The 20,636-nt window shown below is 60.0% G+C and carries 17 protein-coding genes; 2 read left to right on the forward strand and 15 right to left on the reverse strand.

The window, feature by feature from the left end:
- The first annotated feature begins 16 nt into the window (after positions 1 to 16).
- Positions 17 to 700, forward strand: a complete 684-nt coding sequence (locus CFB40_RS03770) for a DedA family protein (RefSeq protein WP_175240430.1) — start codon at positions 17 to 19, stop codon at positions 698 to 700.
- Positions 701 to 780: 80 nt separating this feature from the next.
- On the opposite strand, the gene CFB40_RS03775 is transcribed toward CFB40_RS03770, so the two are convergent.
- From CFB40_RS03775 to CFB40_RS03785, 3 genes are all read right to left on the reverse strand, one after another.
- Positions 781 to 1,593, reverse strand: coding sequence for a mechanosensitive ion channel family protein (locus CFB40_RS03775; RefSeq protein ID WP_089430636.1), 813 nt, complete (start codon positions 1,591 to 1,593; stop codon positions 781 to 783).
- Positions 1,594 to 1,862: 269 nt separating this feature from the next.
- Positions 1,863 to 3,893 (reverse strand): capsular polysaccharide export protein, LipB/KpsS family, encoded by a 2,031-nt coding sequence (locus CFB40_RS03780; protein ID WP_089430637.1) that lies wholly within the window; start codon positions 3,891 to 3,893, stop codon positions 1,863 to 1,865.
- A 14-nt stretch (positions 3,894 to 3,907) separates the two neighbouring features.
- Positions 3,908 to 5,065 (reverse strand): glycosyltransferase family 4 protein, encoded by a 1,158-nt coding sequence (locus tag CFB40_RS03785; protein ID WP_089430638.1) that lies wholly within the window; start codon positions 5,063 to 5,065, stop codon positions 3,908 to 3,910.
- Between the two features lie 375 nt (positions 5,066 to 5,440).
- On the opposite strand from CFB40_RS03785, the gene rfbC reads away from it, so the two are divergent.
- On the forward strand, positions 5,441 to 5,983 hold the full coding sequence (gene rfbC / locus CFB40_RS03790; RefSeq protein WP_089430639.1) for a dTDP-4-dehydrorhamnose 3,5-epimerase: 543 nt from the start codon (positions 5,441 to 5,443) through the stop codon (positions 5,981 to 5,983).
- Between the two features lie 81 nt (positions 5,984 to 6,064).
- On the opposite strand, the gene CFB40_RS03795 is transcribed toward rfbC, so the two are convergent.
- From CFB40_RS03795 to CFB40_RS03850, 12 genes are all read right to left on the reverse strand, one after another.
- Positions 6,065 to 7,243 carry an SGNH/GDSL hydrolase family protein gene (locus CFB40_RS03795; RefSeq protein WP_143329808.1) on the reverse strand — a complete coding sequence of 393 codons (1,179 nt, stop codon included), beginning with the start codon at positions 7,241 to 7,243 and terminating at the stop codon, positions 6,065 to 6,067.
- 137 nt (positions 7,244 to 7,380) lie between these two features.
- The gene (gene rfbA / locus CFB40_RS03800; protein ID WP_089430641.1) at positions 7,381 to 8,262 is read right to left on the reverse strand and encodes a glucose-1-phosphate thymidylyltransferase RfbA; all 882 of its coding nucleotides are present in this window, start codon (positions 8,260 to 8,262) and stop codon (positions 7,381 to 7,383) included.
- A 21-nt stretch (positions 8,263 to 8,283) separates the two neighbouring features.
- Positions 8,284 to 9,171, reverse strand: coding sequence for a dTDP-4-dehydrorhamnose reductase (rfbD, locus tag CFB40_RS03805; protein WP_089430642.1), 888 nt, complete (start codon positions 9,169 to 9,171; stop codon positions 8,284 to 8,286).
- Positions 9,156 to 10,232, reverse strand: coding sequence for a dTDP-glucose 4,6-dehydratase (gene rfbB, locus CFB40_RS03810; RefSeq protein WP_089430643.1), 1,077 nt, complete (start codon positions 10,230 to 10,232; stop codon positions 9,156 to 9,158). Before rfbB ends, rfbD begins: the two co-directional genes overlap by 16 nt.
- A gap of 192 nt (positions 10,233 to 10,424) precedes the next feature.
- Positions 10,425 to 11,591, reverse strand: coding sequence for a polysaccharide biosynthesis/export family protein (locus tag CFB40_RS03815; RefSeq protein WP_089430644.1), 1,167 nt, complete (start codon positions 11,589 to 11,591; stop codon positions 10,425 to 10,427).
- 371 nt (positions 11,592 to 11,962) lie between these two features.
- Positions 11,963 to 13,516 carry a glycosyltransferase family 4 protein gene (locus CFB40_RS03820; protein WP_089430645.1) on the reverse strand — a complete coding sequence of 518 codons (1,554 nt, stop codon included), beginning with the start codon at positions 13,514 to 13,516 and terminating at the stop codon, positions 11,963 to 11,965.
- Positions 13,517 to 13,523: 7 nt separating this feature from the next.
- Positions 13,524 to 15,842: a glycosyltransferase family 2 protein gene (locus CFB40_RS03825; RefSeq protein ID WP_089430646.1), complete on the reverse strand. Its 2,319-nt coding sequence runs from the start codon at positions 15,840 to 15,842 to the stop codon at positions 13,524 to 13,526.
- A 197-nt stretch (positions 15,843 to 16,039) separates the two neighbouring features.
- Entirely contained in the window at positions 16,040 to 17,146 is a 1,107-nt protein-coding gene (locus tag CFB40_RS03830; RefSeq protein WP_179255250.1) for a DegT/DnrJ/EryC1/StrS family aminotransferase, read from the reverse strand.
- Positions 17,143 to 17,565, reverse strand: a complete 423-nt coding sequence (locus CFB40_RS03835; protein ID WP_226188527.1) for a sugar 3,4-ketoisomerase — start codon at positions 17,563 to 17,565, stop codon at positions 17,143 to 17,145. The genes CFB40_RS03830 and CFB40_RS03835 overlap by 4 nt, the downstream gene beginning before the upstream one ends.
- Before the next feature lies 1 nt (position 17,566).
- Entirely contained in the window at positions 17,567 to 18,235 is a 669-nt protein-coding gene (locus CFB40_RS03840; protein WP_089430648.1) for an HAD family hydrolase, read from the reverse strand.
- Positions 18,232 to 19,251, reverse strand: coding sequence for an ATP-grasp domain-containing protein (locus CFB40_RS03845; protein WP_143329809.1), 1,020 nt, complete (start codon positions 19,249 to 19,251; stop codon positions 18,232 to 18,234). The genes CFB40_RS03840 and CFB40_RS03845 overlap by 4 nt, the downstream gene beginning before the upstream one ends.
- A gap of 6 nt (positions 19,252 to 19,257) precedes the next feature.
- Positions 19,258 to 20,625, reverse strand: coding sequence for a glycosyltransferase family 2 protein (locus CFB40_RS03850; protein ID WP_089430650.1), 1,368 nt, complete (start codon positions 20,623 to 20,625; stop codon positions 19,258 to 19,260).
- Positions 20,626 to 20,636 lie beyond the last annotated feature (11 nt).

Below are 20,636 nucleotides of genomic sequence, written 5' to 3' on the forward strand. Positions count from 1 at the left end.
CTTCGAGGAATCGCATTTGGATACGCTGCTTCATTTCGTCAACCTTGTCCTGCATATCGACGCTTTCCTCGGCGATTTCATCCGGCAGTACGGCGCGTGGGTCTATCTCGTGCTGTTCCTGATCGTGTTCTGCGAGACGGGGCTCGTCGTGTTCCCGTTCCTGCCCGGCGATTCGCTGCTGTTCATCGGCGGTGCGTTCGCGGCGACCGGCGAGATGAATGTCGGCCTGCTGATCGTGCTGCTGCTCGTCGCGGCGATTTCCGGCAACACGGTGAACTACATGATCGGCCGCTGGATCGGCCCGAAGGTGTTCAATACGCATATCCCGGTGCTCGAGCGCTTCCTCGATCGCGCCGCGCTGCAGAAGACCCACTCGTTCTACGACAAGCACGGCGGCAAGACGATCGTGCTCGCACGCTTCATTCCGGTCGTGCGGACGTTCGCGCCGTTCGTCGCGGGTGCGTCGTCGATGAGCGCCGCGCGCTTCCAGCTCTTCAACGTGATCGGTGCGCTGGTGTGGGTGCTGCTGCTCGTGCTGCTCGGCTATTTCTTCGGCAACATCCCGTTCATCCGCCAGTACCTGAACGTGATCGTGCTGGTCGGGATCGGGGCGGCGGTCGTGCCGGTCGCGCTTGGCGCGGTGTGGAAGCTGGTGCGGGGGAAGCAGTCGGATAATGCGCCGAAGGCGGGTGGGCGCTGAGCAGGAGCGTTTCGTTCTCGTCTCGGTGCAGTAAAAAAAGCGTGGCGGCTGCCACGCTTTTTTTTCGTCCGGTGCTTCCGTTACGCGTTGCGATGCGAGATCGGGGTTTCGGGCGTCGGGTATTGCGCGTCGCGGAACGTCTCGATGATCACGCGGTTGGTGTCGCAATACACCTGCCAGTAGTTCTCGGGTGCCGTGGACGGGCGCACGAACAGCAGCGGGCCTTCCGGCGTGAACTGCAGCACGCCGACGTCCGGCGCCGGGGTGGTCAGCACGTTCGGGATCTGCTGGATCGACGTCTTCAGGCGGTTGATCGCGTCGACCGCATCGACGCTGTTCGCGATCTTCGCGGTCAGGTCGACGCGGCGATGCGGCGTGGCACTGTAGTTCGCGATGTTGTCCGAGAAGATCTTGTTGTTGCCGACGATCGTCACGATGTTGTCGGCGGTGACGATCGTCGTGCCGAACAGGCCGAGCTCCTTCACCGTACCCGTGACGCCGCCTGCGCTGATCACGTCGCCGATCTTGAACGGGCGCAGCACCTGCATGAACACGCCTGCGGCGAAATGCGCGAGCAGGCCGCCCCAGGCGGTACCGATCGCGAGGCCGAGGCCGGCGAGCAACGCGGCGAACGAGGTCGTCTGCACGCCGAAGATCTGCAGGATCGCGAGGATCAGCAGGATCGTCAGCAGCACGCCGACGACGGAGGTCAGGTAGTCGGTCAGTGTCGGGTCGACCTTGCCGCTGCGGCGCACGACCTTGCCGAGCAGGCGGGTACCGATGCGGATCGCCCAGCGGCCGGCGAACCACAATACGATCGCGGCGAGGAGGTTGAGGCCGAAGTCGAGACCGCGGGTCATCAGGAATTGCTGGGCTGTGGCGAGATCGATCATGCGTTCTCCGGGGGGAGGGGAAAGGGGGGGGCGGCTGGCGAGCCGCGGTTGGTTCGTTTTTTATATCTGACTGGAGCGGAAGGAGCAACTGTCCGGCAGACAGGTGTTCGCAACGCGGCATTCCCGAGATCGTACATTGCCAGGCCGGGCGCGCGACGCTACCGTGCGATGCTCGTTCGTCGACGTGTCCTGCCTATCGCGATCGCCTCCTCTTGCGAGAATGATTCCATGCATGGCGATTGCCGAGCGAAGGCCGGACGGTCGTCGCCCTACATGCGCTGGAAATGCTGTCGACAGCGCCAGTGGAAATGAATCAGTGCATTGCGGGTCCAGCGAATCGCCTTCAGTAACGGGCGTACGCGGTTGCCTCGAACCTGTTCCAGCGGGCGGCCCGCGGCTTTGGCGATCTGTCTGCAAATGGCTTCCGGAGTCGTGAAGCGTCGCAGATGCCAATCCCAATACAGCGGATAGCGCAACAGCGCGCCGGCCGTCAGCATGTCGAGAGACAAGGTGCGCTCGCGCCACGGCAGCGGCGCGAGCGCGTCATGCGTGAGCCCCCAGCCGGCGTAGAACGGCAGACCGTAAGTAAATACCGCCTTGCCGCGCAAGAGTGCTTCGAAGCCGGACAGGGACGACAACGTATGGACTTCGTCGGCGTGTTCGATCAGCGAAATCAGATCGGCATCGGCGTCGACGATGTCGGCGAATCGTGCCGCGTCGATGAGGCCGTTACGATTGCCTGACAGGACATCGGGGTGCGGCTTGTATACGACGAACGCATCGGGCCGAAGCCGCCGAACTTCCTGCAGCAGCATCTCGACCGTGTTGATCGCCCGGGTACCGAGGCGGATGGATGCGTCGTCAGCCACTTGACCCGGCACGAGGACGACTCGTTTGCCGCCCGGAGCCTGCCATGCCGGTGCGCGCCGGCCAAGGTTGTACTTCGTGAGGCCGAGTTCCGCAATGAGGGTGCGCAACGCGGTCGCGCGCGTGAGTTCGGCTGCGTCAAACGTCGTGTCGTTCAGTATGGCCGTCAGATCGTTTGGACGACTTGCATCGAAATACAGGCCTTGATGATCGATGACCTGACTGCACGGCGCCATCATGTCGGACCCGAGACCGATCGAATGGAGAAAGCCGTCCTCGATCCTGACGACTTGAACACCGGACGGAACCTGTGTTGCGTCGCGCCCTCCCCATACGACGGCCTGTTCGTCCGGTCGCAGTTGCCGGGGGAGATCGGTCCAGCGCAACGAGCCGCCACCTGCTGTCAGATAGGGGGTGGCGAATGGCCGTTTCCACCATTGGAAACGCAGGGCAGCAACGCATTTGAGCCGCGAAAAGCGCGAGGCCACGGATCGTTGCAGCTCAACGCTTTCCAGTACGGACGCCAGTGTCCCGGGCTGGTGCGTTGCGGGATCCAGATACCGGACGTGGCGAAGGAACGCTACGTCAAAAAATGCAGGGAGTGACGGGCGAGCCGTTCGTTCCGGAAATTCGAGCGCGTCGTGCGTGAGGCCCCATCCTGCGTAGTACGGCTTGCCGAACACATGCGTAGGGACATCGGCCAATAGTCCGCCGACACCTTCCGACGCACCAACGACGTACAGATGATCGGCTGCACTGAGCACTTCTCTGAGTGAATATGGTTCGTGAAGCCGGCGAATGTCGCTGGGTAGCGCCGTATCGGACGACAGCCAGGCACCGCTCCCGGGGTCGCTGGAGCGTGCGAGCCAGAACTCGGCGTCGGGATGGGCCGACCGTGCATTTTGTAGCATGGCGCGAAATGCGCGACGTCGAGCACGTTCGGGTGAACCGGGATTGGTTGCGGAATGCGATCGTTCGTCGACGAGGACGATACGTGAACGAGGCGAGCGAGATTCGAAGATCCGTTGCGGGACCGTCAATCGGTTCGCCGGGTGCAATGCATCGGTTTCGAGTACCCGTTGCATCAGCGACAGGATGTCGGGCGTCTGGCAACCGGATTGCGCGGTCAACAGCATGTTGTTCATGCTGTCGGTCAGCGAGCGCATTGCATCGTGCGTGGTGAGCGGCACGGCAAACCACGAGAGGGGTGGAATGCCCCAGTCTCGACAGGATGCAACCGGGCCCGGCCATGCGGCCAGGGTTTTCGGGGAGGATGTGCGAGCCAGTCGCTGCACCAGCGTCCCGGCCATCCTGCGGTCGACCCAATGATAGGGCGATTTGCCGAGCAACCAGCTCAGCGTGCGTCGCCCTGGAGTGATTTCGTGCAGCTTCAAGGACCAAGTGTGCCCGAATTCTCGAGGTGAATCGCTCATGGTGGCGCGGACATTCAATCCAGTTCTTCCAGGAAACGGTCGACCCGGGCGAAATGCTCGGTCCACGTGGGCGGGCCAAACTGCGCGATTCGAACCAGCTGGCTGTCACGTTCGGGGCTCGGTGCCTGCGAATAGGCGCGGATCCGGGCCATCCAGCCTGGGCCATCGAGCGGGTCCAGGTAGTCGGGAACGTCACCCGCCACCTCCCGGAATACGCCCAGGTCGCTGGCGATGACGGGGACCTGCATCGTCAGTGCTTCGACGAGCGGCATACCGTAGCCCTCCACGAACGAAGGAAACAGAAGGGCGCGCGCGTGTTGCAGCCACACCTGCAGATCGCGATCGGAGCAGTTGGACTGTTCCACCACGGCGCCCTTCAGGCTCTCGCACCGCTCAAGCATGTCGATGACGTTCTCGCATTCCCAGCCGCGCCGACCGATGACGACGAGCTTCGGCGCATTGCCGCCTGATTCCTCCACTATTCGACGCCACACATGCAACATGAACCAATGGTTCTTGCGCGGTTCTATGGTGCCAAGCATGACGAAATAAGGCGTATCGAGCGGGGCGCGAGAGTCCGTAGCCGGTCGATCGATTCCGGGCGCTAGCCGGGCGACGACGCTGCGTGGCAGTGTCATCTTGGCACGATGCGCCTCGTCGGTGAGGGAATCCAGCGTGAAGCTTGAATTGGCTATGACACCTGCCGCATGTTCGAGAACGGTATGAATGCGTCGTCGATGCGTTTCACGAACACCTTCGCGACAATATTCGGCATGAGTCAGCGGAATCAGGTCATGCACCATGAAGACGATGCGGACGCCCAGTTTGCGCATTGCCCGCGGGTATCGCGCGAACTCCATTCCTGAGTGACTGGTGTGCAACAGGACGCCGCCCGGAACCGACGTTTTTTTCCATGCAGCCAGGAGCGCCTTGGCACCGAGCATCCGCATCGCGGCGACTCTACTGAAATCCTGCTCCAGCAACGTCCGGAACACGAGGGCGGAATCCCTTTCCGACAACACGGCGTGAAAACCCTGTTCGCTCAGCACGGCACGAGCTCGTGGCGCGTAGTGGCGAATGTATTCGATGCCGACGCGGTCCACTCCGGTTGGGAGCATGCGTTTGCAAAGGCGGGTCTGCAAACGCGTCACGTCTAATAAAATTCTTTGCACAGGTCAGCCGGATGATGGGGAATATTCGCTGGAAGCCCGTGGCGGGGCAGCTTCATATTCTAACCGTTACATGTGATAATCGACGCCGCGAATTCGCCGGCGCGGCGGAGTGTCGAATGTGCGGGTGTCATTGAACGGTATGGACGCACGTTGGTTGTAGTCTTCGGGCGACGCGCAGGGGGCTCCACGACCGTCTTCAGATGGGCGCAACGATTCCCGCCACGGCTTCGTTGCTGCACTACGCGACGAGGCAAGTGCCCACTGGGCGACGTCGATGCACGGTCGACCATACTGCGGCGCCGCGCCCGGGCGGAGGAATCTACATCCGGTGATGGGCCGCGATGGTGATCTTTGAATTTGAGTTGGGGAGAACGAGTGAATATCGTTGACACGAATATTCCGGACTTGAAGATTATCGAACCGAAAGTTTTCGGTGATGAGCGCGGTTTTTTCTTTGAGAGTTTCAATCAGAAAAAATTTGTCGAGGCAATTGGTCGCGACGTGGTATTCGTGCAAGACAACCATTCCAAATCGGCGAAGAATGTGTTGCGCGGCCTTCACTACCAGATACAACATACTCAGGCCAAACTCGTTCGCGTGGTTTCCGGTGAGGTATACGACGTCGCAGTCGATTTGCGGCGCTCATCACCTACGTTCGGTCAATGGGTGGGGGTGACGCTCTCTGCCGAAAATAATCGGCAGTTCTGGATTCCGGAGGGGTTTGCCCACGGATTCGTGGTGACCTCCGGTTCGGCGGAATTCCTGTACAAGACGACGGACTACTGGTATCCCGAGTACGAAAAAACGATCCTCTGGAATGATCCGCAATTGAATATCGACTGGCCGCTGGGCGACGCGCCCATCGTTTCCGCCAAGGATCAGCAAGGCGTTCCGTTCGCAACGGCCGATCTGTTCTGAAGACCGATCATGCCCCGGTCTTCCGCGGCAACGGAGCAGCGACAACGATCGTGTGCCGCTCCGTTTTTGTGCCGCGCGCGGTTATCGAATAGTTTCCAGAACCAGAATACCGGCAAGATCGAGCTGGTTTTCACGGCGTGATTCGCGCGACGCATCATGGAATCCGTCGAACGTGAACATCTGCCCCGACGGCGGCGCCAGCCTGGTGTGTAGCGCAATGGTTCCCGTTTCGGGTATTGCAGCCAGCCGGCTGGGATTGTTCTCCATGAGAAGCGGAATGCTCGAGTAGATGAACTTTCCTTCCGGAATGTCTTGATATCGGGTCGAGAGTGCGACGAGTCTCGCATCGTGCTCCAGTTCGGCGTACCAATGAGCATTGGTCGATGCGAGTGACACGGCGATCGGAATGCCGGAAACAGGGATGGCAAGCCGTTCACCGGTCATCAGCGTCAGGCAATCCGCTTTTACATGCCGATTTTCGATTCGGCCGAGCTTGCTTTCCGTACCGGTTTTCGCCGCGATTTCTTTCGCGGAAACAAAGCGGGGCTTCAGGCGTGCCTGCGTGCCGGGGACGGAAATGGGGCGAGCCAGTTCGCCGAGCTTCGGGCCCCGTTGCCATAGCGCGTTGACGCGTTCTGCCAGCAACGTGCCGATCATCGCGACCGTGCAGCCCCGGTGGTAGTGTGCTTCATCCGAGTAGACGAAAGACGGAATCGGCCAGCCGAACGTATCGAAGAACCACGAGCGCGTGTCGACGAACGAAATCCCGCGATCCCGATACCATGCAATTTCGGCATCGTAGATCTGGTTATGAATGTCGGTCCTGTAGAACGGCTGGGCGGACAGGATGAGCGGTACGATGGTCGCGCCCGGGAAGCGCTCCGCAGCGGCGTTGAAGAGAATCTCCAGGAACAGGCGTTTCAGCTCCGCTCCGTCGGGGCGATGATTGAGGTGCCCCGTATCGTTCAGCGAATATTCGAGGACGACGACATCAGGTACCTCGGTAATTTCCTGAAGGCGGCCGATGGAGGTGAGCGAGGTGGTGCCACCTACAGAAATGTTGTCTAGCGTTACCTCGTGGCCCGAAATGGCAGCAAGGTGGCTGGCGAACTTGCCGATGTATCCGTTGGCTATGACTGAGTTGGATCCGCCAATGATGGCTACGCGCATATTGCCTCGAAGAGTGAGCCGGTCGTTATCAGCGATCGAGGCCTCTGCAGCACGATCGCCATTGTGTGCAATCTGCCGGATTCCACGCATGCTGCAACGATCGGCACCCGGCGACAATGTTGGTATCTTAGCTGGATCGGCTGCCGCGCAATCGAAAGAAAAACGCGATGTATACCCCGGCTGGCACAAATGTGGTGCATGGCCACCGGGGTTGCGGGGGATCCTGGTTAGCGGATTTGCTCTTTCAGGATGTTTTTCAGGTACTGGCCGTAGCCGTTCTTGCTGAGCGGTGCGGCAAGGCGGAGCAACTGCTCGGAATCGATGTAGCCGAGGCGATAGGCGATTTCTTCAATGCACGCCACTTTCAGTCCCTGCCGGTGTTCCATCGTGGCGATAAAGTGGCTGGCCTCGAGCATCGAGTCGTGCGTACCTGTGTCGAGCCACGCGTAGCCGCGCCCCATCGTCTTGACGTCGAGCAGGCCTTCGCGCAGGTAGGTCGCATTGACATCGGTAATCTCAAGTTCGCCACGAGCCGACGGTTTGATCGATTTGGCGATGTCGACGACCTTGCTGTCGTAGAAATACAGACCGGTAACGGCGTAGTGCGATTTCGGTTGAGCCGGCTTTTCCTCGATGCTGATTGCGCGACCGTCCTGGTCGAATTCGACCACCCCATATCGCTCAGGATCGTTGACGCGATAGGCAAACACGCTGGCGCCGGTTTCCTTGCGCGCGGCCTCGTGCAGGAGCGGCACAAATTCGTGGCCGTGGAAAATGTTGTCGCCGAGCACGAGTGCGGAGCGATCTCCCGCGAGGAACGATTCGGCAAGGATGAACGCTTGCGCCAGTCCGTCGGGGCTCTGTTGAACCGTGTATTGAAGATTGAGCCCCCACTGATGACCGTCACCGAGCAGTTGCTCGAAGCGCGGCGTATCCTGAGGCGTCGAGATGATCAGAATGTCGCGGATGCCTGCCAACATCAATGTGCTGAGCGGGTAGTAGATCATCGGCTTGTCGTAGATCGGCAGCAATTGCTTGCTCACCGCCTGCGTTGCAGGATACAGACGGGTTCCCGAACCACCCGCGAGGATAATGCCCTTTCGTTTCATGATGTTGGTCTGCTCTCGGTTTCAATGTTGTAGTTGGGCGAATACATGATCGATGCCGTATTGCCAGGGTTGCATGTGCAAGTCGAATGTATTGGCGAGCTTGCTGCAATTCAGCCGTGAATTCGCGGGGCGTGTCGCGGCTGTCGGATAGGCACTGGTGGGGACGGCCTGAATCGCGTCCTGCTTCAGTTTCAATGCGATGCCGGATTCTTCGGCAAGCTGAACGATACGGCGCGCGTAGTCATGCCACGTCGTTTCGCCGGCGGCGGCCAGGTGGTACGTTCCCCAATCGCTGAACGACGGGGACAGCGCGCGGGCGAGCATGTGGGCGGTCACGTCGGCGATGAAGGAAGCCGTGGTCGGCGCACCGACTTGATCGGCGACGACGTTGAGTTGCTCGCGCTCTTGTGCCAGCCTGAGAATCGTCTTGAGAAAATTCTTCCCGTGTGCGCCGACAACCCAGCTCGTACGCAAGATCAGATGACGGCTGCAGGCTGCGCGAACTGCCGTTTCACCTGCCAGCTTGCTCTGCCCGTAGACCGACAAAGGATGCGTGATGTCGTCTTCGAGATACGGTTCGGCCTTCGTGCCGTCGAATACGTAATCCGTCGAATAGTGAATGAACGGAACCTTCCTGCTTGCCGCCCATGACGCCATAACGCCGGGCGCATCGGCGTTGATCGCATGCGCCAGTGCGGACTGGCTTTCCGCAAGGTCCACTGCCGTATAGGCGGCCGGATTGACGATGACGTCCGGTTGCAATGCGGTGAGCCGCTCGGCGAGCGTGCCGACGTCGGAAAGATCTAGGTCTTTTCGTTTCGGCACCAGCAGCTCGCCGAGCGGCGCCAATGCACGCGCGAGTTCGAAACCGACCTGACCGCTGGAGCCCGTGATCAGGATGCGCGGCATGCATCCGCTCCATATTGCAGGTCGATCCAGTCGCGATAGCTGCCGGACGTAACGTTCTGCACCCACGCCTGGTTGTCGAGGTACCAGCGCACCGTTTTCCGGATGCCGCCTTCGAATGTCTCCTTGGGTTTCCAGTTCAGCTCCTGCTCCAGCTTGCGGGCATCGATTGCGTATCGGCGATCATGCCCGGGGCGATCCTGAACGAAACTGATCTGGCTTGCGTACGACTGCTTGTCGCTGCGAGGCTGAAGCTCGTCAAGAATCGAGCAGATCGTTCGGACAACGTCGAGATTCGTGCATTCGTTCCAGCCGCCCACGTTATAGGTTTCGCCGACGCTCCCTTGTTGCAGGACACGCCGGATGGCCGAGCAGTGATCCTTCACGTAGAGCCAGTCGCGGATCTGCTGGCCGTCGCCGTAGATCGGCAGTGGCTTGCCGGCCAGCGCGTTCAGAATGACGAGCGGAATGAGCTTTTCCGGGAAATGGTAGGGACCGTAGTTGTTGGAGCAGTTGGTGGTCAGTACCGGCATGCCGTAGGTGTGGTGCCATGCGCGGACGAGATGATCCGACGCGGCCTTGCTTGCGGAATAGGGGCTGTTGGGCTCGTAGCGGTTCGTTTCCGCGAAGGCCGGATCGTTGGGGCCGAGCGTGCCGTAGACTTCGTCGGTCGACACGTGAAGAAAGCGGAACGCCTCACGCTCTGCGTCCGGAAGCTCGCTCCAGTAGCCTCGCACCGATTCGAGCAGGTTGAAGGTGCCGACCACGTTGGTTTGAATGAAATCGCCCGGGCCGGAAATGGACCGGTCAACATGGGATTCAGCCGCGAAGTTGATGACCGCACGCGGGCGATGCTGTTTCAGAAGGTCTGCGACCAGTTCCCGGTCACCGATGTCGCCGCGGACGAACGTGTGTCGAGGGTTGTCGGCAAGCGATGCAAGCGTGTCGAGATTGCCTGCATAGGTCAGTTTGTCCAGATTGATGACGGACTCGTCGGAGCCGGCAATCCAGTCCAGAACGAAGTTGGCGCCAATGAAACCTGCACCGCCGGTGATTAGCAACATAATGGTCTCGACAATAAATATGAATAAATTGGGTTGCGTGCTTCGATGAGATCGGGTATTCGAAATCCATATGCGCTTTCGTAAATCGGAAAAGCATCGGCGCGCATACTCGTCTTCCGCTTTGCCGCGGCGGAGCACATCGAAGGATTTGCCGCACGAATCGAATCGTGCGGCGGGAATTTTACGTATGGATTACCGGAAAGTCGTAACCGTCGTCATGACGGGGTAAGCCACGGAGAAGATCACATTGAGGAATTTCTGCAGTTCCGCAATTGGCGCATTGGATACGTAGACAACATCCTTGTTGTCCATCATGAAGCTTTGCGCCACGAAGAAACTGTTGGGATCCTTCAAGTTGACTCGATAAACGACCGGAACCAGGCCGTTGGGTGCCGTCTTGACCGGCTGGAGCGGCCATTGGAGCGCATTCGCCTTCTCGAACCGGAAGATGAAGACGCCCTGGGCGTCGGAGCGCGAGTCGTTCAGACCGCCCATGCGGCCGAGCGCCTGGGCCAGCGTAATGCCCTGCGCTTCGAAGTTGATTTCCTCGTTCTTGCCGGTCGCGCCGAGCGCCGTGAAGCTGTTCGGCTGATACAGCGCCGTCACGACGTCGCCGGGCTGAAGCGGAACGTTCTGGCGCGGATCCCGGATGATCGTCTCCAGCGGCAGCGATTGCACGGTTTTGCCGCGCGTAACCTGCAGCGTCATTTTTTCGATCGGCTGCCGCACGCCGCCCGCGCTGGCGAGCGCGTCGAGGATGCGCTCGCCGCTAGGCGTCAGCGGCATGCGTTTGCTGGAATTGACGTCGCCGACGATCGTGACGTAGGAAGTCGTGTTTTGTACCAGCCTGACCAGCGTCTGGGGCTGATTGGCCTTGCCCTTCAGTCTCTCGGTGATCGCCATCCCGAGTTCCTCGGGCGTGCGTCCGGCGGCCCTGATCGGCCCGACGAATGGGATACGCACATTGCCGTTGCTGTCGATCGTCTGATCCGGCAGCGCCGTTACGCGCGCATTGGAGGTGGTGTTGGGGCGCCCGTCCGTCGACGACGTGCCGAACAGCAAAGCAGGCGGAGCCTCCCAGATCGACACCTCGATGACGTCGCCGGCGCCCAACTGCTGTGACGTCGTCGCGTGTTCGCCGAGCGTTTTCGAAAAATCGCCGGCCAGTTGCAGGGAGAGCAGGCGCCGGGCCACGTCGTCGTTGACGTCGACCACCTGAATGCCGATCGAGCTCGGATTGGCCGGTGCTTGCGTGACGGCCGACGTACTCGGTCCGGACGTAGGGATGGACGAGCAGGCCGTGAGGGCCATTCCGCACAGGAGCGGCAACGTATAGGTCAGAGAGTGTATGCGACGCATGTTACGGGTATCTAAAATTTTAGGCTGAGCGTTTGAGATCGCTGCTTCTGAATAAACCTGCAGCGGTCCCGGAAAAGGGGGCGATGTGTTTCGGTCAAGCGGCTCGTATCCAATCGATCGTCGTCGGATGAGGAGCGGGGGCCGGGTACATGCCGCATGGCCTCCGCCGGCCACAAAACATCCGAGCTCGGCGGGAGGGCGGCCGGTTTTGCGTTGCTCGTGAATTGCGACATGTAGCAGGTTGAGCCATTCAAATATGCCCGGTTTGGTTCGAAAAACACCAGTGCTTGCCGGAAATTCAACAGGCACCATTTTAAACAATACCGTACTCGGAAATGCGTATTGATCCGGTGCGGTCGGAGCGACCGGATCTATCTCCCGATTCCTGCCTTCCCGGCTGATATCGCACCGAGAAAACGTTCCCATTGCGGCAGGATATGCTTTGGCCGATACCGGGGTGCCATTTGGCGTCCCAGTGCCTTCAATTCGGAACGTCGCAATTCAGCGCCGTCGTCATAGGCGACGCGACCAATCGCATCCGCCAGGCTCCGCGTGCAGTGCGGATCAAAATATTCGGTTGCGTCACCGTAGACCTCGCGGTGGACCGCGATGTCGGATGACACCACGACCCCGCCGCTGGCCATGGATTCCAGGCCGGAATAGTCGAAACCCTCCGCGAGGCTCGGGCAGACTGTCGCTACGGCGTGCCGATACAACGTACACAGATCTTCGGCGGGGACCCCGGACAAGACGAACAGGGCGCCTGTATCGATCCACGCGCGCATTTCCTGGGTCAGCACTTCGCTCCCCCAGCCAGCGTTTCCGACAAAAACGAGCTTGATCGATGGATCGCGATCGGCCACAAGCGTCGACCACGCTGCCAAGAGCCGAGCGTGATTCTTGCGCGGTTCGATCGTCGAAACCATCAGTAGATACTTGAACGGTTGCCGATCCAGTGCGTCGGCGTAAAAGCGCTCTCTCGATTCGGTCGTGGAAAAGGTCGGATTCAGCGGGCCGACCGGGGTAATGCGAAGCCTTACGATCTGCTTGACCCGTCCGGCCGGTGCGTTGGTTTCGCGGAAATCGGCCGAGATCATGTTGTGAATCGTGACCGACCGATCGCGAACCTCGGGAAGCAACGCGATCAGGCCCTGTCGGGTCGTTTCGGACACGCAGGCGAAATACGCGCCGGATTTTGCATTGCTGACCAACGCATGCATGTGCGTGGCTTGATGGCGGACCTTGTTGGCGATCGTGTCGGGCATCATGATCGGGAAGGCGTCGTGATAACGCACGACGAACGCCACATCGTCGGGAATTCTGCCGGGATACGGCGTCTGTGCAATGAAGACGCCGGCCCGATCAAGCGCGAGGCGCGGATAGATTGCCTCACGCCGGAACTTCAAGGTTAGAAGTCCTGCACTCTGTAACACGTTCCAGGGTACCGTGCAGACACGTAGATCGCGTGCGGTGACGATCTTGAAATCGTCTGCCGGCAGGGTCTTCTCGAACAGGCGGCGCCAGACGAATTCCTCGAAGCCGCGGGGCGCGAAGCGAGTGAGTCGCACGTGAGCACGCGCGGGACGCAACAGCGCGGACAGGGCCAGCCCGTACGCGGTTCGGCGGGAGCGGACATAGGTACGAACCGTCGCCCAAATGCCTTTGGGTCGCGGTTTGTCCATCGATACGACAACCCGCGTGCGTTCACGCACCGCGGCGAGCGTCATGTCCGGTTCACGAGCCGGCTCGTCTGCGGCGCCCGGCGCAAGAAACGCGAGCGAGGTCTGGAGCAGCCCTTCGACCTCGATCGACGGGCACTCGCACAAGCCTCGAAACAGTAATCTCGTTTCCTGCGGAATGCCGGCGTGGCCGTCGAGGGCGGGCCGCATTTCCAGAAGAACGCTGAAAGTTCGGTTGTTTGTCATAACGGGATCAGGTTTCTTCCCTGTTCGAGTAGCCAACCGGATCGGCAGACGGTCGATCTTCGAATGTCGCGCGCGGATGTGCCAGCGCGGAGCCGGCCTTCCTGATAACACCCAGACCCGCTCTCGGCGGCCACGCGATCTGGCACTGGGCCCGATCCAGCGTTAGATTCCGGCTATAGGCCGGATCGTCCGCCATGAAGTCGGCCCAATGTTGCCGCATGTACGCAACCTCGCCATCCGAGCGCCGCTTTTTTTCCGGCGTATTGTCTTCACCTCGGGTTGCCGATTCGTGATGATAGAGTTCGGCAAACGGCGTCCAGATGATTCGATATCCTGCGCTCCTGATGCGCAAGCAAAAATCGATGTCGTTGAAAGCGACGGGCAGAGACGCTTCGTTGAGGCCGCCGATTTCGATATAGAGCGATTTTCTGACGACGAGGCAGGCAGCCGTGACGGCAGAAAGGGATTGGACGACTGCTGCTCGAGCCTGATAGCCCGGATCGTGCCTTTGCAGCCCGCGGTGGATATGATCCGCGGCGCCGCTGAGGCCGAGGATGACACCGGCGTGCTGAACGGTGTCGTCCGAATACAGAAGTTTTGCACCGACTGCACCGACTTCGGGGCGCGTTGCCTGTCCCAGCATTTCTTCCAGCCAGTCCGGGCTGATGACCTCGATGTCGTTGTTGACGAGGGCAATATAGTCTCCGCGCGCGCGCGCGCAAGCGCGGTTGTTGAGCGCGGAATAGTTGAACGGCCGGTCGTCGCGAACGATCTCGATGCGTTCATGCGTCGACAGCGCGGCGAGGTAATCCAGCGTTTCGCGCTCGTCGGAGCCGTTGTCGACGACGATGATCTCGTAGTTCGAGTAGGTCGTCCGCCGCAGAATGGACTCGATGCATTGGCGCAGCAGCGACAGCCCATTTCTGGTGGGAATGATGATGCTGACCATCGGGCACGGCTCGGGCAGCCGATAACGAACCCTGTAGCCGTGAGCCGTAATGCGCGCATCCGCTGCGATTCCGCTGCGCTGCAGATAGTTCGCGAGTGCCAGGTATCCGGCTTGCTTGTCAGCATCGGTGGCTGTGTCGAACTGATCCTGGGTACTGTCGCGAGCGTGGTAGAGGATGCTCGGAATATGTACGATGCCATCCGGTCGGGCTGTTTCGATGCACCGCAGCGCGAGATCGTAGCCGGACGCGAAGCCCGGGCGCGGATCCCAGCCGCCCACGGCCTCGAACAGGCGAGCATGGCAGGCGCTCAAATGCGAGATCGTGCCGCGAGAAAGGCACAGATCTTCGTTCCAGTCGCATTTGAAGTGCGGATCCTTGCGTGATCCGTCTTCGTCAATCCGATCCTCGTCGGAATAGATCAACTCCGCATGCGGCGCTGCATCGACGGTTTCGCAAATGGCAAACAGCGCGTGCCGGGGCAGCAGATCGTGCTGGCCGAGCATGGCGATCCACGATCCGGATCGAAGCAACGCGCGGGTCAGTTCGCCCTGGAGGGTCGCGTGATTGCCTGGCTGCAGGATTTTCACGCGGCTGTCGCTTAGTGCGTGATGTTCGAGCAAGTGCAGAATCTCTGGATCCACCGTGGCGGGAGCGACGATATGAAGCGCCCAGTACGGGTAGATCTGCGCCTTCACGTGCTGAATGGTTGTGTTCAGCCAGGCAGCATTCGGCCCGGATAACGCCATCGCCAGCGCAACGGTGGGGCGATCACGGAATGAATCGATGCGACGGCTCATCCGGGCAAGTGCGTCGCCGCTCGGCGTGTCGAAGCACTCGACCCAGTCCAAATATTCGACGAGCGCATCTGGGTTTTCGAAGAGCTGGCAGTAGTCGTGCCATATGTCTCGCTCAGGTCCGGCGTTCGCCTGCCGGGTCGAAGACGAGCCGAACGCGTCGAGTTTGTACATCGGGTGCAGCGCGCTCAGCTTTCGATGCATGCGCGAGCGTGCGAACCGGCCCGTTACGCGAGCCAACTTGAATTGCGTGACTTCGTCGTCCGGGTGCGCGGATTCCATGTGCAAACTGACGCTCCCGCGCGACGACAGGCGAATGAGCCGTTTGCTGACGTGTCTCGTGCTCGTCGTTACCGAGAACGATTCGGTTTCGCCGCCTTCCGGGACGGTGACGACACGCACCTTGACGCTGGGGGCGGCGGCATGAGCCCGGAGCTCCAGCATGTACCACCCGGCCTTCACGCGAGCGCATACTGCATAGGACTTGCATGGCCGCGAGTTCATCGGCTGATCGGTGTCGTCCGGAAGACGTCGCAGATGCGACATGTTCCAGCTCAAGCGAAAGAACTCCAGATCGATCATAGATGACACGGTAATGCGCTACGTCATGACGGGAGGCAGATTGCCGAACCGACGACAGACTCGTATTTCGGGACCTGCATTCACATGACGGGAACGATACGTCCCCGTCATGGCGCGGCAGGCGCGGGTCGATCTCGCGAGGAGAGCGGAAGATCGAATCGCGTCCTGTAATGCCGGTAGCGTCGATGAAACTTCGGTTACGCCAGTTTCCGCAGCGCGCCGCAGACGTGATCGACTTCGGCGTCGCTCAGGTATTCACCCATCGGCAAGCTCAGAACGGATTGACTGAGGCGGTGCGCGACCGGCGTTGCCTGGCTGTAGTGCTGCATGTCGGCGTAGCAGGTTTGCTCGGTAGGAATCGTAGGGTAGTGGATGCCGACGCCGACCCCAGCCTCCGTCAGCTGTCGCTGAACGGTATCGCGATCCCGGCAGACGATGACGTAGTTGTGCCAGACCGATTGCAGACCGAAGTCGAGCAATCGGAAGACCGGAGCGGACTCGTCGGCGTTGCCGATGGCCTGATCGTAGCGTGCGGCAATAGCCCGTCGCTTCTCGATGATGCGATCGAGGTCCTTGATCTTCAGGGACAGGAAACCGGCCTGGATCGGATCGAGGCGGCTGTTGAAACCGATGGAATCGTGACGATACTTGACCGAGCTGCCGTAGTTGCCAAGCTCACGCACGCGCTGTGCGAGGGCGCTCGAGTTGGTGACCACGCATCCGGCATCACCGACCGCACCGAGGTTCTTAGACGGGTAGAAGCTGAACGTCGCGATATCACCGAACGTGCCGACCTTGCGGTCGAAGCGGATATCGCCGTGAGCCTGGGCGGCATCCTCGATGACGTATAGGCCGTGACGTTTGGCGATCTCGTTGATGCGCGCCATGTCCGCGGTCGCGCCATACAGATGGACGACGATGATCGCCTTGGTACGCGGCGTAATCGCGGCTTCGATCAGGTCCGGATCGAGGTTGGCTGTTCGCGGCTCGACGTCGACCGGGACATTGACCGCGCCGACGTGCGTCACGGCAAGCCAGGTCGCAACGAACGTCTGCGCCGGAACGATGACTTCGTCACCCGGGGCGATGCCGAGCGCCTTCAGGGCGAGAGTGATGGCGTCGAGCCCGTTGCCGACACCGACGCAATGCTCGGTGCCGCAATATTCAGCGAATTCGCGTTCGAATTGGCTAACGAGTCCACCGCCGATGAACGTGCCGTCGTCGAAAAGCTTCGACGCGACGCCGAGAAATTCCGCCTTGTAAGGCGCATTCAGGCGACCAAGGTCCAAAAAAGGTACATTCACAGCACGTTCTCCCGCGGCGATTTTACTGTTTTGAGATATTGATGAAAGTCGTCATAGTTCCTCAGATAGTCCGACTCGCTATATTGCTCACTTGCGAGCACGGCACATACGGCGCCGGACGTGAAACTGTCGACGACGCGCCAGATGTGAGGGCAGACGTAGAATGGCTTGTTCGGTTGATTGATCAACACCGTCCGCTTGTTCGTGCCGTCGTCGAGGTGCAGCTCATAACAGCCGGCGAACGCGAAAAATACTTGATGCAGATTCTTGTGCGCGTGCCCCGCGCGTTCGACGCCGAACGGCACGTCGTACAGAAAGTAGAATCGCTTGACGTCGAATGGCAGCGCGCCTCCATTTTCAATGAACGACAGGTTCCCGCGGCGATCCGAGAACTGCGGAAGGTCGATGAATCGACACATGTCAACTGAGTATGTCATGTTTGATGGCGTCGGCGACGTGTTGAAAATTGCCGTAGATGACCGGCGGTGCATTCTCAAGATTTAGAAAATGCGTCTCAAAAAAAGAATTGCTGCGCTGCCCGGTAGAAAGCAGGTAAAACGGAAGTGCCGCTGCTACGGATGCCGACCAGTCACTCTCGGTGTCGCCGACGTAGCAGCAAGCGCCGTGATGTACGAGGCGCTGTGCTTTTGAATTGCTGACCCCGCCCAGCGGCGAGACCGTTTCCCAGATCGGAAAGAACTTCAATAGATCCAGCGACACGAGTTGCCGTTCGAGCAGCGCGGCATTGCGGCGCGCGGACAGCAGCATCAGGTCGGCCGATGCGGCCAAACCGCGAAGCGCGTCGGCAACGTCCGGCAGCAGTCTGTCGTGCTCGCTGGCCTGTTCGCTCTCGACGATGTCGATCCAAGCCGCCGCGACCTTGCTCGCCTGCACCGCATCCATACCCGTCGCCGTCAGCGCCTTGAGCGTGGAAGATCCATTGCGTTTCAGGTCCCAGAACGTGTCGTGGGCATCGTAGGCGACGTGATGCAGCTTTGACGCTTCATCGAGCGCATACAGTTGCTTCTCTTTGCACGAAACGAGCGTGCCGTCGAAATCGAGGGCGACTAGCGGGCGATGTGGCTTCATGATGAGAAGGTCACAATTTCTTCGTAATGGCGGCAGACGATCGCTTCACCCCCCTGGGCCAGCCGGAGCTCGCATGCGCTTTTGAATTCCGATGTTTCTTGGAGATCCAGAAGCGCGGCGAAATGCCATTGAAGCAGCGGAAATCCTGCTGCGACGGAAAGTGCCGTACCGCCGCCGCAACGGGGATTGATGTCGATGATCTTCAGGTCGCCGCTTTCGATGTCGCCGATGACCTGGAAACAGAACAGGCCCTGGAGTTCGAACACGTCCGCAATGCGGCGAGCGAGCGCGTCGGTGTTCGGGTGTACGGAGACGCGCGCCTTCGTGCATACCCCGGCCTTGGTTTCGAGACGCTCGCGTGTGACGGAAATCAGATCGGAGCCGACACGAAGGACATCGATCGTATATTCGTCGCCGGCGCAGGGCTGTTGATACACGATGGAATCGGTCAAGTCCGCCTGGCAGTCCAGCTCGTCGAAGTTTGTCACCCGGCGAACGCCGACGCTTCCTACGCCGGATCGCGGCTTGCGAATCAATGCCTTATAGCGTTCGATATCGCTCGACTGCAGCTTCGATCCCGGAATCGTATCGGGAACGGGGAGGCCTGCCTCGCGGCAGATATCGAAATTCAGCAGCTTGTCGTTCGAATTTCGCACGCTGTCGGGCGACAGGGCCGGCAGCCGCACGTGCGCAGGAAATCGGGTTCGATGGGCGGTGACCGCAAGAATTTCAGCATCGTGGATCGGATAGATCGCATCGACGCCTTCCTTTTCGCAGATTGCCGTCAATGCCGAGACGAAGGCATCGGTATTGCTCGCGAGCGGTACCTGATAGTGCGTGGTGTCCCAGCGAGCGGGAGCCGCAATCATGTGGCGCACGTTGCTGTCCGTCGTCACGATCCTGACGCCGGGAATCTGCGACAGGCTCTTGATGACATTGACGGCCGTGGCAGTACCGGCGGCAGTGACAAGGACGCACTTCTGAATATTGGTTGGCATATCGACTTTTGCGCTCACAACGCTTCACCCAATCATCGGACGTGCTTGATAGAACGACCGATGTCTTTCTTCCATGAACTTGAACAATTTGTCCATCAGGCCATGATCCAGCTGCTGATCGGCTGCAATTCCGAATCCGCATGGATGGTCGCCGGTCTTTTCCGTGTCGAATACCACGACGCGATGTTCGTGAGTCGCAGACAGGAATGAATCATAGGACTTCAATTGTTCAACTTGAGTTTCCGAGCATGCATACAGGTAGGGCAAATCGACGGACGAGAAGTCGATATGCGCACCGTCCTGGAAGCAGCCTTCTTCGATTAGCGCCGTGACGAGGGGCGACAGTGCGTCATGAGCCGGAACGAGATACGGCACGCCGCTGTTGTCTCGCAGCAGATGGGCCGAACTGACCTTTCTCAACGCAAGTGCCTTGCGCAGCAGGCCGAGCGCCCGTACGCTCCTGATCCGCATGGCGTTGACTTCCTGCAAACGTTCCGTCTCCCACATGCTGATGCGTTCGAGGACTGCAGCGTGCAGCATGGCGATGCCGGAGCAGTAATCGGTGACCATCGTCAGGCTGCGGTCGAGCGCGCGAACGAACTCGATTCGCCGGTCCGAATCGTTGTTCAGGCCTGCATAGAAATGCTCGAATCGGCTGCTCATCAGTACCCGCATCAGCGTCATGAGCAACTCGTACTCGCTCTGCAGCCGCATTTGCGAGCCAGAGCTCAGATTGTTGTTGTGCAACCGGTACGAGCATGTGATCTGCTTGGTGAACACGAAACGGCCGTGCAGCAGCAAATTGAGCCACAGCTCGTAATCCTGCAGACGCTCGTTCGACGCGCCCCAGTACGAGATGTCGAAGAACTCGCGGCGGAACATGGACGCGGGTGCGCAGAGGAAATTTCCTGCCGTCAGTTTGGCGAGCAGCGTCTCATGACCATCTTCGTCGATGCGGCCGTGATTGAACACGGTAGCGACCATCGGCTTGCTTTGCGCATCGATATAGGTGACGCCGGCGAATGCCGCGCTCGCGTCCGGATTGTTGTCCAGCGCGGCGCAGAGCGCCGACAAGTGATCGGGCGCCCATACGTCGTCCTGGCCGATCTGCGCGATATAGCGTCCACGTGCGAGCCGCGATGCGTCAACGAGTGCCGCGCATACGCCCAAATTGACCGGCTTGCGCAATCTCCGGACGGAGAGGGCGTGACCGCTCATCCACGACGTCAATAGATCCCAGCTGCCATCGGTCGACCCGTCGTCGACGACGATCAGTTCGAAATCGGTCAGGTTCTGCGAAGCAATGGACTCCAGCATTTCCTGCAGGTAGGCCTGTCCGTTGTAGACCGGCAAGAGGATGCTGACTGTCGGATTGGAACTGTTCTTGTTCATTTGTAGCGTGC

This window comes from Burkholderia sp. AU31652 (assembly GCF_002223155.1).
In the GTDB taxonomy this organism is placed as follows: Bacteria; Pseudomonadota; Gammaproteobacteria; order Burkholderiales; family Burkholderiaceae; genus Burkholderia.

Coding starts and splice junctions, on each gene's coding strand:
- CFB40_RS03840 (WP_089430648.1), bottom strand. CDS start 18,235: ATGAAGCCACATCGCCCGCTAGTCGCCCTCGATTTCGACGGCACGCTC.
- CFB40_RS03780 (WP_089430637.1), bottom strand. CDS start 3,893: ATGAGCGATTCACCTCGAGAATTCGGGCACACTTGGTCCTTGAAGCTG.
- CFB40_RS03850 (WP_089430650.1), bottom strand. CDS start 20,625: ATGAACAAGAACAGTTCCAATCCGACAGTCAGCATCCTCTTGCCGGTC.
- CFB40_RS03775 (WP_089430636.1), bottom strand. CDS start 1,593: ATGATCGATCTCGCCACAGCCCAGCAATTCCTGATGACCCGCGGTCTC.
- CFB40_RS03815 (WP_089430644.1), bottom strand. CDS start 11,591: ATGCGTCGCATACACTCTCTGACCTATACGTTGCCGCTCCTGTGCGGA.
- CFB40_RS03795 (WP_143329808.1), bottom strand. CDS start 7,243: ATGCGTGGAATCCGGCAGATTGCACACAATGGCGATCGTGCTGCAGAG.
- rfbD (WP_089430642.1), bottom strand. CDS start 9,171: ATGCCGCGCATCCTGATCACGGGCTCCAGCGGTCAGGTCGGTTTCGAA.
- CFB40_RS03825 (WP_089430646.1), bottom strand. CDS start 15,842: ATGATCGATCTGGAGTTCTTTCGCTTGAGCTGGAACATGTCGCATCTG.
- rfbA (WP_089430641.1), bottom strand. CDS start 8,262: ATGAAACGAAAGGGCATTATCCTCGCGGGTGGTTCGGGAACCCGTCTG.
- CFB40_RS03835 (WP_226188527.1), bottom strand. CDS start 17,565: ATGTGTCGATTCATCGACCTTCCGCAGTTCTCGGATCGCCGCGGGAAC.
- CFB40_RS03820 (WP_089430645.1), bottom strand. CDS start 13,516: ATGACAAACAACCGAACTTTCAGCGTTCTTCTGGAAATGCGGCCCGCC.
- rfbB (WP_089430643.1), bottom strand. CDS start 10,232: ATGTTGCTAATCACCGGCGGTGCAGGTTTCATTGGCGCCAACTTCGTT.